Source organism: Arthrobacter sp. BE255, assembly GCF_031457335.1.
In the GTDB taxonomy this organism is placed as follows: Bacteria; Actinomycetota; Actinomycetes; order Actinomycetales; family Micrococcaceae; genus Arthrobacter.
On the sequence record NZ_JAVDWK010000008.1, the window covers coordinates 162,687 to 174,435 of the forward strand.

Sequence of the window (11,749 nt, forward strand, 5' to 3'; positions counted from 1 at the left end):
GAAGCACCCGGCGGCGGGGGCCGCGGCCAGTCAGCCGCGGTCTGCCCGGCGTCCCCGGCGTGTTTCTGCCGGCGTTTCTGCCTGCCCTGTTTCTGCTGGCCCTGTTTCGGCAGCCACCGCCGCGGCGGCGGCGAGCGCGCCGGTGTCGTCCAGGTCGTCCGGGCTGACAGCTCGGTGCCCGTGGGTTTCGCCGTGGTCTCCTGCCGCGGGACCCGACGGGAGTCCGGCGGTCCGGATGCCGGTTGCCTTGACCACCAGTACCGCGATGAGAGTGGTGACCGGGATGGCGAGGACCAGCCCGATGGAACCCACCAGCGTCCGGATGACTTCCTCGGAGAGTTCCGCGCTGGTGAGGGTATCCCCCAGCGGCCGGTCGTAGAGCATCACGATGATCAGGATGGGCAGAGCCGCCCCCGCGTAGGCGAAGGCGATGGTGTAGACGGTGGACGCGATGTGGTCCCGTCCGATCCTCATGGCCGAGGTAAACAGCTTGCGGGCACTGGTGGCGGGGGCAAGTTCGTACAGTTCCCAGACGGCAGACGACTGCGTGATGGTGACGTCGTTGAGGACGCCCAACCCCGAGATGATCAGGCCGCACAGGATCACCCCGGAGATGGAAATGTTGGCCGACGTGTTCACCAGCGTGGCGGCGTCGTGGTTGCCCACGCCGGCGAGGTTTGCGGCGTCGGTGGCCCAGGCTGCCAGGAGCGCCGTGATGGCGAGGCCAAACATGGTGCCCAGCAACGCCGTCGACGTCCGCGCCGAGAAGCCGTGGGCGAAGTACAGGACCCCGATCATGATCACCGTGGAACCCACCAAAGCCAGCAGCAGGGGCGGTTTGCCCTCCACCAGTCCGGGCAGCATAAAGCTGACCAGCACAAAGTACGCTCCCACAAGCCCGATCAGGGCCCGGAGTCCCCGCCAGCGGGCGACCGCGATCACCACCACCGCGTACAGCAGGGCCAGCAGCACAATGGGCAGCGTCCGGACGAAATCCACAAAAATGTAGGCCGGGGAACCCTGCCCCGCGGATGCGCCCTGGGCGTTGGAGAGGTTGAGGTACCTGATCTGGTCGCCCGGCTTCACGCCGTGGGACTTGGCGATGTCCGGGTTGATCACCACTTTGACGGGGTTGCCCCCCTTGTCCGGCTCGGTGAAGGCGAATGTACAGTCCGAGCCCTGCCCGCCGGAAGCCTGCTGGCCGGAATTCGCGTCCGGCGCCGCGTTGCCCTGCATGCAGCTTTCCACCACCACGCTCTGGATCTTGCCGGTGTCGAAGGTCACCCCGGGCGCCGCCGAGTAGGGGTTGGCCAGGGAAATGCCTTCCTTGCTCCCGGACGGCCACAGCATGGCCATCGCTGCCAGGGTCAGCAGAGTGAGCGGCACCAGCACAGCGGCGAGGATGTAGTTCGCTTTCCTGCGGGCGGCAATCGCCTGGGCCGTCGGCTCCGAATGGCCTTGTGAAACGTGGGTGTGACCGGACCCCATCAGCAGTTGAACCTCATACCTTGAACTCTACGTCCGGCGCCATAGGGTTGATAAATGGACCACCAGGAACCGGGAGGAACCCCGCGTGACCAAGCGCAAGACTGATGAACACGGCAAGCCTCACTCCACCGGGGCCGTTGACCGGCCCCTGCGCACGGCGGTCCTGAGTGTCCTGGAGCCGTCAGGACCCACGCTGGGAGTGGCGCTCGTACTGCACGGGGGCAAGTCGCACAGCTTCGAGCCTGTCCAGGCCCACCACCTGAGCCCCGCCCGGATGGTGCCGTTTGCCAGACACTTGCACCGTGCCGGGCGGGACCATGGCCTGGCGGTATGGTCGTTGCGCAACAGCGTGCGGGGCTGGAACGGCCACGACATGACGCCGCTGCAGGATGCCCGGTGGGCCCTGGAGCAAATCAGGCAGCGGCACCCAGGAGTCCCGGTCTTCCTGCTGGGACATTCCATGGGAGGGCTGACCGCAGTGTGCGCGGCCGACGACCCTCAGGTGGCAGCCGTAGTGGCCCTCGCACCCTGGCTCAGCCCCGAAACACCCTCGTCCCGGGTCGCCGGGAAGAAAGTGCTGATTGTCCACGGGACCACCGACCGCTGGACCAGCGCCTCCGAGTCGCTGAAGTTCGCCCGCCGCGCCACCGGCGCCTCCTCCATGCAGTACGTGACCCTCAAGGGGGCCGGCCATTTTATGTTCCGCCGGGTCCGCCTGTGGCATGCCCTGGCCACGGGATTCATCATGAAGGCCTTCGGTGAAGCAACCGGGGCTGGTCCTGCCTCGTCGCGTGCCCTGGATGAACTGTTGCCCGCGGCCTCCGTCCAGGTCACCCTGTGAGCCCTTTTCCGTGGCCGGAATTCGCGTCTTCACTGCCCTGGACGGCTTTGGCCGTTGCCCTGGTCCTGGCCGTGACGTTTGCCGTGGCCGTCCGGCAGGACAGGCACTCCGTCATGGACGTGGCCTGGGGGCCGGGTTTTGTGGCCGTCGCTGCAGTGTCCTGGTTCCTGTCAGCCGGCTCCGGCGATGACCTGCGGCGGCTGCTCCTGCTGGTGCTGACAGCCGTTTGGGGAGTCCGCCTGGGCGTGCACATCGGCTGGCGCGCCCGCGACGGCCACGAGGACCCCCGCTACAAGGCGATGCTGGCCCCGGCGCCGGGTTCACGCAACGTCTACGCCCTCCGCCGGGTCTACCTGCCGCAGGGCGTGGTCATGTTCTTTGTCTCCCTCACCATCCAGGTGGGCATGTTCTCCACCGGGCAGGTCGGGTGGGTCGCCCTGCTGGGCATCCTGCTGTGGCTGACCGGATTCATTTTTGAGACCGTGGGCGACTGGCAGCTCTCCCGGTTCAAGAAGGATCCGTCGCGCCGCGGCACGGTGCTCAACACGGGCCTCTGGCGCTACACACGGCATCCGAACTACTTCGGCGATGCCGCCGTCTGGACCGGCCTGTTCCTGGTCACCGCGGAATCCTGGCCAGGTGTCCTCACTCTGCTGTCACCGGCCCTGATGGTGTGGACGCTGGCCGGGAAGACGGGCAAGCCGCTGACGGAGAAGGCCATGTCCGGCCGGCCAGGCTACCGCGAGTATGTCGAATCCACGAGCGGGTTCATCCCCTGGCCGCCCAAGAAACGGTGACCTCACCCAACTGACCCGCATTTGACGTCGTCATTTCCCGTTTTGGGTGCGTTAAGTGCGAGTCAGCCGGGCGGAGGGTCAGTCCGAGACGATCAGCGTTTCCGCACCCGCCTGCCGCGCCTTGCCGCTGTCCAGCAGGGGCTCGACGGCGGCACGCAGGGCTGTCATGGAGTCGTCCAGTTCCAGCATGACCGGGTGCTGGTATGCGAGGAGCGAAAGCAGGTCGCGGACCGCTTCGGAGGCATCGGCGGCATCCAGGGCAGGATCGTGGCCCACAAAAACATCCGTGGCGGCCGAACCCGGAGCGGAGCCTTCCGCGGCCAGCGGATCCTGGGAGGCCTCGGCGTAACTCACCGCGAAGGCGCGGATCCTGCCCTTCTTGCTGGGCGCAACGCCTGAGCCGAACGCGGACTCCGGCTCGGCCCGCAGCACAATCGCACCGTGGGCGCCGGTGAGGTCGTCCAGGAACAGCTTCTGTACCTGCCCCATGGACAGTACGCCCGGTGAATCCCAGCCGTGGATGGACGTGTAGTACCGCCCGACCACGTCGGTCAGCTCAACGGACCCGGTGGCGAGGTCCATGACCACATCGGACCCGGCGTTTTCGTCGTTGGCCGGCCGGCCGGAGGTGTCCTTGGCCGGGAAGACCGGCAGCTTCAGGGCGCCGGGCTCCACAACCACCAGCCGGGAGCGCTGGATGGCCGACAAGCCGAACTCCTCGGCGAATGCGGCCCCGGGGCTGCCGGGCTGGACCTTGGCGCGGAGCTTGGTGACGCCCGACGGCGCCTGGTCGGCTTCGCGGCGGAGCATGGTCAGGAGGGTGGCACCGATGCCGGTGCGGCGGTGGTCCCGTGCCACTTCGATGTAGGCCCACAGCCGCTCGGGGTGCAGCGATGCCTCGTACACCACGCCCGCCGCCACCGGAATGCCGACGCCGTCAACGACGTCTTCGGCCACGATGGTGCGGCGCCACGGGGTTCCGTCAGCGCCGGCTGAGGACACGGTCAGGGCGCCGCGGAACTGGCCGGCCTGGAACGTCTCCGGGTCGCCCCAGATTTCCAGCAGCGCCAGGTCGTCGCCTTCGCGCCATTCGCGGTATTCGATGGCCATGCTCAGGCGCCGATCAGGCGGGCGGCCAGGTAGCCTTCCACCTTGTCCAGGGACACGCGTTCCTGGGTCATGGTGTCCCGCTCGCGGATGGTCACGGCGTGGTCCTCGAGGGTGTCGAAGTCCACGGTGATGCAGAACGGGGTGCCGATCTCGTCCTGGCGGCGGTACCGGCGGCCGATCGCGCCGGCGTCGTCGAAGTCGATGTTCCAGTTCTTGCGCAGCTGCGCGCCCAGGTCCTTGGCCTTCGGCGACAGGTCCTCGTTGCGGCTCAGTGGCAGCACTGCGGCCTTGACCGGGGCCAGGCGCGGGTCCAGCTTCAGGACGGTGCGGACGTCGACGCCGCCCTTGGCGTTGGGTGCCTCGTCTTCGGTGTAGGCGTCCACGAGGAACGCCATGAAGGAGCGGGTCAGGCCGGCGGCCGGCTCGATCACGTACGGGGTGTAGCGCTCATTGGTGGCCTGGTTGAAGTAGCTCAGGTCCTGGCCGGACGCCTTGGAGTGGGTGGAGAGGTCAAAGTCGGTGCGGTTGGCGATGCCTTCGAGCTCGCCCCATTCCGAGCCCTGGAAGCCGAAGCGGTATTCGATGTCGGTGGTGCCCTTGGAGTAGTGGCTGAGCTTCTCCAGCGGGTGCTCGAAGAAGCGCAGGTTCTCCTCACGGATGCCCAGGCCGGTGTACCAGGACATGCGCTCCTTCATCCAGTACTGGTGCCACTCTTCGTCCGTGCCGGGCTCGACGAAGAATTCCATTTCCATCTGCTCGAATTCACGGGTGCGGAAGATGAAGTTTCCGGGCGTGATCTCGTTGCGGAAGGACTTGCCGATCTGGCCGATGCCGAACGGCGGCTTCTTGCGGGAGGTGGTGAGCACGTTGCTGAAGTTCACGAAGATGCCCTGGGCCGTTTCCGGGCGCAGGTAGTGCATGCCTTCTTCGCTGGCGACGGGGCCGAGGAAGGTCTTGAGCAGGCCGGAGAACTCCTGGGGTTCGGTCCATTCACCGCGGGTGCCGCAGTTGGCGCAGGCAATGTCCTTGAGGCCGTTCTCGGCGGGGCGGCCCTTCTTTTCCTCGTATTCTTCCTCGAGGTGGTCAGCGCGGTAGCGCTTGTGGCAGGACAGGCACTCCACCAGGGGGTCGGAGAACACATCGACGTGGCCCGATGCTTCCCATACCTGGCGGGGCAGGATGACCGAGGAGTCCAGGCCAACCACGTCTTCGCGGCCGCGGACCATGGACTGCCACCACTGGCGCTTGATGTTTTCCTTCAGCTCGGCGCCGAGGGGCCCGTAGTCCCAGGCAGAACGCGAACCACCGTAGATCTCACCGGCCTGAAACACGAAGCCCCTCCGCTTGGAGAGGGAGATGACCTGGTCGAGAACGGATTTTGCTGCCATGGTGGAACTCCAATTTCTACAGGGCCGCTGGGTGCGGTCCGCGGGTTATCTGGCCGCCGGGATCACCGTTGGCGGATCACCGTTGGTGGCCGGGCGGGGCGGGCGAAGGAAAGATTGCAGAAAGCTGCGTGTCCTAGCCTACCGGCCGCTACCTCCGGAAAGCGCCCCGGGGCCAGGGCAGTGTGGCCAGGATGATGGCGGCCAGGGTCAGGACGGTGCCCAGGATGGTGGCGGGCGCCACGACGGTTCCCGGAGCGGGCATCAGGAGGTCAAGGCCGAGGGAGCCCAGCAGCTGCCCCGCGATCATGCCAAGGCCTGTCACGAGGACCCCGAGGCTGCGGACCAGGAGCGCACCCACCCCGATGAATACACAGCCCATGGGACCGCCAATGTAGTACCACCACTCCCCCGGCAACGGGCCACCCGGCCCGGCAACGGCAACCTTGATGCCCCACGCCGTCCACAGCACCACGCTGCCGGCCACGAAGTTGACCAGCGTTGCCGCGATGGGCGTGCCGTAGTGGACGGTGGCTGTTCCGTTCATGGCCTGCTGGAAGCTCATCAGGAATCCGGCGAGGACTGGAAGCAGGAGCGGCAGCAGCAGCGTGCCAGGCCCGCCGGCTGCCCCTCCGGAAGCTCCCGCGGAGGCCGCTGCAGGGGCCGCGAACCGCGGCGAGACCGCCCATGCCACGGCGGCGATCGTGAGGACGCAGCCGATGATCCGGATGCCGGTCACGGGCTTCTTGCCGGCGGGGCCGATGCCCAGCCGGTCCACCAGCAGCCCGCTCACCGTCTGGCCGGTCACGGTGGCCACGGTGAACAGGGCCACGCCCAGGAGGCCAACGGTGAAGGACTGTGCGAACACAAACAGCGCCCCGATCCCGCCGGCCAGCACATACACCGGCGGGAAGGCGCGGCTTCGGACGGCCGGAAGGATCTTCGCGAGGCCGGCCCGGCCCCTGGGAAGGAGCAGGGAGATCAGGATCATCAGGACCAGGCCTGTGCTGAAACTCACCACCGACGCGGCGATCCCGTCATGGAGCCGGGCACCAAGTGCGCCGTTGATCCGGCCCTGGACCGGGATGGCAAGCCCTGCCCCGACCGCCAGCGGGAGGCCAGCGAGCAACGGCAGCCGGGGGGTGTGGGTCATTGAATCCACCTTACGTCAGGCATTATTGCTTGTATGAGCAACCCGGACATCGAAGAGATCCCCATCCGAGACAGCATGATCCGCCTCGGCCAGCTCCTGAAGCTTGCCAGCCTGGTGGAGGACGGGGTGGAGGCCGCCGAGCTGATCAAGAACGGGCTCGTCAAGGTCAACGGGGAAATTGATGAACGCCGCGGACGCCAGCTGCACAACGGCGATACCGTCACCGTCAACGGACAGACCGTGAAAGTGGTCGCGCCGCAGGCCTGACCCGCGCGGCAGGGCGGCGGGCCGGGCGCACCAGCCGCGGCGCCGCCGTCGTGCCTTACTTGTTGAGCACCTCGTGCGTCAGGAACTCGGACACATGCCCGACCTCCTGCTGGTTGATGCCGTGCCACATGCCCGTATAAAGAACCTTGGTGAGTTTGACGTGCTTGCGCACCCAGCCCATGGTGAATTCGACCTTGTCCGGCGTGATCACCGGATCCTGCTGGTCGCGGCCCCAGAACATCGGCACCGTGCCGTCCAGCTCGGCATCGCGGAACGTGGGGTCCCCGCCGGCGTCCACGGCAAAGCCGGAAAGGCCGACGACGGCGGCGAAGTCCGTGGGACGCTGCCGCAGCAGCGTGGTGGCCATGGCCATCCCCATCGAGAAGCCCAGCAGCGTCACCGAGGAGTGGCCGTCCTTGATGGTGTCGATCCAGTCCAGCACATACCCGGAGGCCTTTTTCACGGCGTCCAGGGAGTAGTCGATCGAGGCTGTCAGGGGGAACCAGGTGAAGCCCGGCCCCATGGCCATCGGGGCACGGACTGAAGCCACCGCGAAGTCGGCCGGCAGCATGTCCGCCAGGCTCAGGAGGTCCTGTTCGTTGGCGCCGTACCCGTGCAGCAGCACCAGCAGCGGCTTTCCGGCGCGCTGGTCCTCGGGCTGGGACCACAAAACAACGGGGGCGGGAAATACTTCGGCGTCAGTCATGGTTTCCATTCTTACAGCTACCCGGCGGTAACAACCTACGTTGGCGTAGCTTGAGAACGAGGAGGCAGGATAGGACCGTGAGTGAAGCCAGAGCCATGCAGAACCCGCCGTCCGACGTCGCGGAACATCCCTGGAGCCGCTATGTGGCCATGGGCGATTCCTTCACGGAGGGCATCGGCGACCCCGAACCGTCGAGGCCGGGCGGGTACCGGGGCTGGGCGGACAGGGTGGCGGAGGAACTGGGCCGCAGCCAGAGCGATTTCGCGTACGCCAACCTTGCCGTGCGCGGCAGGCTCCTCCAGCAGGTCGTGGACCAGCAGCTTGCCCCGTGCCTTGCCCTGAAGCCTGACCTGGTGACGCTCTCGGCGGGCGGCAATGACTTAATCCGGCCCGGCGGCGACCCCGACGTCCTCGCGGAGCGGCTCGATTCCGTGGTGCAGATCCTGGGCATGGGCGGCGCCACCGTGGTGCTTTTCAACGGTCCGGACACCGGGTCCTCGGTCCTGGGCCGGATCCGCAGCAAGGTGGCCATCTACAACGAGAACCTGCGGACGGTTGCGGCACGGCATGACGCCATCATCGCCGACATGTGGTCCCTTCGGCAGCTCAGCGACCCGCAGATGTGGGACGAGGACAGGCTGCACTTCTCGCCCCTGGGACACCACACCATCGCGGCCATGGTGCTGGACTCGCTCAACGTCAGCCACACGCTGGAGCCCCTGCAGCCCAAGCCGTTGCCGCCGCGCACCTGGCGCGAAGCCCGTTCCGGTGACCTTGTGTGGGCGCGTGAATACTTTGTGCCGTGGGTGGTGCGGCGGCTGCGCCACCGTTCCTCCGGGGACGGGATTACCGCAAAGCGTCCGACGCCGGGACCCGTGTTCGGCCCCGGCGTCCCGTTGGGGTCCGGCGAGGGTCCGCTCGGCTCCACTGACGCGGCCCGGCACTAGCGGCGGCCGGCCCGGGACCGCGAAGCGTGAGTCAGACGGCAGGTATGGAACCTGATGCGGTGGTGCGGCTTCGGCTTCAGTCCCAGATGCTCCGCGGTCCGGCAGCGCCATCCCCTGAGGCGGCCCTGCGGAACCTGCTGGCCGTGCAGGCGCAGGAATTTCCCTATGCCCGCTGGAGCCTCGCCCAGCGCACCGGGGTTAATGCCACGGCCGCGGACATTGAGGAGGCGGTGTCCGACGGCCGGATCCTGCGGACCCATATCCTGCGGCCCACATGGCATTTTGTCCACCGGGACGATCTCCGCTGGCTCCTTGCCCTGTCGGCGCCGCGGCTCCACCAGGGCAACGCGGGCATGTACCGCCGCACCGGGATCGACGCCGCCGCTGCCGTCCGGAGCCAGGAGGTCCTGGCCGGGGCCGTCGCCGGCGGCAACCATCTGACCCGGGAGCAGCTTGCGGCGAGGCTGCAGGATGCCGGCTTCGCGGGAAAAGGCCTGGAACTTGCCTACCTGATCATGCACGCCGAAATCAGCGGTGTCCTGGTCAGCGGGTGGCCGGTGCGCAGCAGCGGCGGCGCATTGAAGCAGACGTACGCCCTCTTTGACGAGCGGGTTCCCGCCGGACCGGGCGTGCCGCCGACCCGGCCGGAAGCACTGGCGGAACTTGCCCGGCGCTATTTCACGAGCCGCGGTCCCGCCACCGTCAAGGACTGTGCCGACTGGTCGGGGCTGACGATGGCGGACGTCCGGGAGGGTCTGCACGTGGCCATCGGGGAGCATCCGGAAGTCCTCGGCACGGCGGTGATTGACGGCGTCGTGTTCTATTACGGTGCCGTCCCTGACACCGGCGTCCCCGGCACCGGCGGCCCTGACAGCGGACCGCGGATCGACCTGATCCAGTGCTACGACGAATACGTGATGGGCTATTCCGCGTCCCGGCACTACCTGGGCGGCAGCGCTCCTGCCTTCCCGGTCGACGGCTCGCTGCTGCACGTGGTCCTGCTGGACGGGCGGATGGTTGGCTCCTGGCGGCACACGCTGCTCCCCGGCCGGTGCGAATTGGACATCCGCCTGTTCGATCCGGCCGGTCCGGTGCCCGGCTCCGCGCTGGCGCACGCCGTGGACGACGCCGTGGACAGATATGGGGCCTTCCTGGGAACCCCAGCCGTCCGTGTGCGCACCGGGGCTAAGCTGGAAGGACACACATGAGAGGCGCTACACCGTGAACAGCTTGTTCTTCTGGATCATCATTCTGTCGTTCCTGATTCCGATGGCGATGCGGATGTACCGGAAATCCGTCAACAAGAGGAACCAGGAACAGAGCTTCTCGGGACGCTACCCTGACCAGTTCCCCGGCGGCGGCCAGTTCCCCGGGCCGCAGAGCCGCCAGCCGCGTGACGGCTACACCCAGCAGGACTACATGAGCGGCGGCTTCCGCCAGCTCGACGGCCCGCAGCCCCTGCCGCCCAGCCAGCCCTTGCCGCCCATGATGCCCGTTCCGCCCGCGGACCAGCAGTTCCCGCCGTACGGCGGCCAGCCTGCGCCGGGCCGGGCAGCGGAGGCGCCGCAGCAGCCTGCTGCCCCCGCGACTCCCCCGCCGCCGTCGGCCCCGCAGGGCTTCCGTGCCCGCAAACTCGCTGAACTGGACCAGCAGTACAGCAACGGCGGGATGGCCGTGGACGAGTACATGAAGCGGCGCTCCGAAATCATGGACGGCTAGCCAGCCGGACAATCCGGCCGGGCGGCCAGGTCAGACCAGGAACGTCTTCCGGAGCTGGCTGCCCAACTGGCCGATCTCGGTCAGGAAACCGTCGTGGCCGATGGGTGCTTCAATGACGTGGACGTCCACGTCTCCGGGAAGGGCCTCGGCGAGCTCGCGGGACTGCGAGGGGAAGTAGAGCCGGTCCGAGTCCACCGCAGCGACGAAGAACCTGGCGGTTGCCCGGGCGAGGGTTTCGCCGAGGGAACCCCGCCCGCGGCAGACATCGTGGCTCATGAGCGCCTCGGTGATGGCGATGTAGCTGTTGGCATCGAAGCGGCTGACGAGCTTGCTGCCCTGGTGGTCCAGGTAGCTCTCCACCTGGTAGCGGCCCCGGTCCCCCAGCGCGGCTGCCTGCAGGGGGGTTTCGGGTGCCTGGGCCGACCGGCCGAACCGGCCGTCGAATTCCTGGGCTGACCGGTACGTGATGTGGGCGATCCGCCGCGCCAGGGCCAGCCCGTCCTCGGGGAAGGGTCCGCCGTAGTAGTCGCCGTCGTTGAAGTTGGCGTCCTGGCGGATGGCGAGGGTCTGGGCCTGGGCGAAGGCGATCTGCTCTGCGGTGCTGGCGGCGCCGACGGAGATCACGGCACAGCGTTCCACCCGGTCCGGGTAGGTCACGGCCCATTCGAGGGCGCGGGCGCCGCCCATGGATCCGCCCAGCACGGCGTACCAGCTGCCGATGCCAAGCTGGTCCGCCAGGCGGGCTTCGGCGGCGGTGCTGTCACGCAGGGTCACCAGCGGGAAGCGTGAGCCCCACGGCTGCCCGTCGGGGGCGGGCGACGACGGCCCGGTGGAGCCGTAACAGCCGCCCACAATGTTGATGGACACCACAAAGAACCTGTCCGTGTCCACCGGCGCGCCCGGGCCGGCCAGCTGCTCCCACCAGCCGGGCTCGTCGCTGTCGCCGCGTGTCACGTGCGTGCTGCCGGTCAGGGCGTGCTCAATGAGGATGGCGTTGGAGCCGTCCTCATTGAGCGTTCCCCACGTTTCATAGGCGAGCGTGACTTCGGGCAGGTATCCGCCCGCTTCGAGTTCAAGTCCGCCAATGCCGGCGTAACGGACCACGCCGTTTTCGGGTACTGCTGTACGGGAGACGGTAATCGTCATGTGGAGACCTTTTCTACGCGCTTGCCTGCCGTCAAGTGACCGGCAGGCCAGGTCTTCACCCGGGGCACCCCACCGCGGAAGGAGGGTTGCCGGCCAGCAAGCCGGGGCTGTCGCTGGCACTCATGACCTCCTCCGAGTGTACGAAACCGCCCCCGTGTATGGCTAAGAGTGTGACTGGTTTGTGACTCCC

At 67.7% G+C, this 11,749-nt stretch carries 12 protein-coding genes and 1 riboswitch; of the genes, 6 read left to right on the forward strand and 6 right to left on the reverse strand.

Annotated features, from left to right (window positions below):
• Window positions 1-30: 30 nt before the first annotated feature.
• On the reverse strand, window positions 31-1,488 hold the full coding sequence (locus tag J2X42_RS14965; protein WP_310166434.1) for a YibE/F family protein: 1,458 nt from the start codon (window positions 1,486-1,488) through the stop codon (window positions 31-33).
• Window positions 1,489-1,573: 85 nt separating this feature from the next.
• On the opposite strand from J2X42_RS14965, the gene J2X42_RS14970 reads away from it, so the two are divergent.
• Entirely contained in the window at window positions 1,574-2,329 is a 756-nt protein-coding gene (locus J2X42_RS14970) for an alpha/beta hydrolase (protein WP_396134084.1), read from the forward strand.
• Window positions 2,326-3,126 (forward strand): DUF1295 domain-containing protein, encoded by an 801-nt coding sequence (locus J2X42_RS14975; RefSeq protein WP_310166435.1) that lies wholly within the window; start codon window positions 2,326-2,328, stop codon window positions 3,124-3,126. The genes J2X42_RS14970 and J2X42_RS14975 overlap by 4 nt, the downstream gene beginning before the upstream one ends.
• A gap of 78 nt (window positions 3,127-3,204) precedes the next feature.
• Here J2X42_RS14975 and J2X42_RS14980 read toward each other — a convergent pair whose 3' ends face one another.
• The 3 genes from J2X42_RS14980 to J2X42_RS14990 all read right to left on the reverse strand — a co-directional run bounded on the left by J2X42_RS14980 (window position 3,205) and on the right by J2X42_RS14990 (window position 6,774).
• Window positions 3,205-4,236, reverse strand: a complete 1,032-nt coding sequence (locus J2X42_RS14980) for a GNAT family N-acetyltransferase (RefSeq protein WP_310166436.1) — start codon at window positions 4,234-4,236, stop codon at window positions 3,205-3,207.
• 2 nt (window positions 4,237-4,238) lie between these two features.
• Window positions 4,239-5,624, reverse strand: a complete 1,386-nt coding sequence (locus J2X42_RS14985) for a glycine--tRNA ligase (protein ID WP_310166437.1) — start codon at window positions 5,622-5,624, stop codon at window positions 4,239-4,241.
• 148 nt (window positions 5,625-5,772) lie between these two features.
• Window positions 5,773-6,774 carry a DMT family transporter gene (locus J2X42_RS14990; RefSeq protein WP_310166438.1) on the reverse strand — a complete coding sequence of 334 codons (1,002 nt, stop codon included), beginning with the start codon at window positions 6,772-6,774 and terminating at the stop codon, window positions 5,773-5,775.
• Window positions 6,775-6,807: 33 nt separating this feature from the next.
• Between J2X42_RS14990 and J2X42_RS14995 the strand changes: the two genes are divergently transcribed.
• Window positions 6,808-7,041 carry an RNA-binding S4 domain-containing protein gene (locus J2X42_RS14995; protein ID WP_310166442.1) on the forward strand — a complete coding sequence of 78 codons (234 nt, stop codon included), beginning with the start codon at window positions 6,808-6,810 and terminating at the stop codon, window positions 7,039-7,041.
• Window positions 7,042-7,096: 55 nt separating this feature from the next.
• Here the strand turns inward: J2X42_RS14995 and J2X42_RS15000 are convergent, their stop codons facing one another.
• Window positions 7,097-7,747, reverse strand: a complete 651-nt coding sequence (locus J2X42_RS15000) for a phospholipase (protein ID WP_310166444.1) — start codon at window positions 7,745-7,747, stop codon at window positions 7,097-7,099.
• Between the two features lie 95 nt (window positions 7,748-7,842).
• Between J2X42_RS15000 and J2X42_RS15005 the strand changes: the two genes are divergently transcribed.
• Genes J2X42_RS15005 through J2X42_RS15015 form a run of 3 tightly spaced genes read left to right on the forward strand, consistent with a single transcriptional unit; the run spans window position 7,843 to window position 10,413 of the window.
• Entirely contained in the window at window positions 7,843-8,694 is an 852-nt protein-coding gene (locus J2X42_RS15005; RefSeq protein ID WP_310166521.1) for an SGNH/GDSL hydrolase family protein, read from the forward strand.
• A 44-nt stretch (window positions 8,695-8,738) separates the two neighbouring features.
• The gene (locus tag J2X42_RS15010) at window positions 8,739-9,902 is read left to right on the forward strand and encodes a winged helix DNA-binding domain-containing protein (protein ID WP_310166446.1); all 1,164 of its coding nucleotides are present in this window, start codon (window positions 8,739-8,741) and stop codon (window positions 9,900-9,902) included.
• A 13-nt stretch (window positions 9,903-9,915) separates the two neighbouring features.
• Window positions 9,916-10,413: a hypothetical protein gene (locus tag J2X42_RS15015; protein ID WP_310166447.1), complete on the forward strand. Its 498-nt coding sequence runs from the start codon at window positions 9,916-9,918 to the stop codon at window positions 10,411-10,413.
• Window positions 10,414-10,443: 30 nt separating this feature from the next.
• Here J2X42_RS15015 and J2X42_RS15020 read toward each other — a convergent pair whose 3' ends face one another.
• Window positions 10,444-11,559, reverse strand: coding sequence for a homoserine O-acetyltransferase (locus J2X42_RS15020; protein ID WP_310166449.1), 1,116 nt, complete (start codon window positions 11,557-11,559; stop codon window positions 10,444-10,446).
• 12 nt (window positions 11,560-11,571) lie between these two features.
• A riboswitch (SAM riboswitch) is annotated at window positions 11,572-11,687 on the reverse strand.
• Window positions 11,688-11,749: the final 62 nt, after the last annotated feature.

What these genes read in the sequence shown, in the direction of transcription:
- J2X42_RS14990 (WP_310166438.1), bottom strand. Translation starts at nt 6,774, where the DNA reads ATGACCCACACCCCCCGGCTGCCGTTGCTCGCTGGCCTCCCGCTGGCG.
- J2X42_RS15000 (WP_310166444.1), bottom strand. Translation starts at nt 7,747, where the DNA reads ATGACTGACGCCGAAGTATTTCCCGCCCCCGTTGTTTTGTGGTCCCAG.
- J2X42_RS15005 (WP_310166521.1), top strand. Translation starts at nt 7,843, where the DNA reads ATGCAGAACCCGCCGTCCGACGTCGCGGAACATCCCTGGAGCCGCTAT.
- J2X42_RS14985 (WP_310166437.1), bottom strand. Translation starts at nt 5,624, where the DNA reads ATGGCAGCAAAATCCGTTCTCGACCAGGTCATCTCCCTCTCCAAGCGG.
- J2X42_RS14965 (WP_310166434.1), bottom strand. Translation starts at nt 1,488, where the DNA reads ATGGGGTCCGGTCACACCCACGTTTCACAAGGCCATTCGGAGCCGACG.
- J2X42_RS14980 (WP_310166436.1), bottom strand. Translation starts at nt 4,236, where the DNA reads ATGGCCATCGAATACCGCGAATGGCGCGAAGGCGACGACCTGGCGCTG.
- J2X42_RS15020 (WP_310166449.1), bottom strand. Translation starts at nt 11,559, where the DNA reads ATGACGATTACCGTCTCCCGTACAGCAGTACCCGAAAACGGCGTGGTC.
- J2X42_RS15010 (WP_310166446.1), top strand. Translation starts at nt 8,739, where the DNA reads ATGGAACCTGATGCGGTGGTGCGGCTTCGGCTTCAGTCCCAGATGCTC.
- J2X42_RS14995 (WP_310166442.1), top strand. Translation starts at nt 6,808, where the DNA reads ATGAGCAACCCGGACATCGAAGAGATCCCCATCCGAGACAGCATGATC.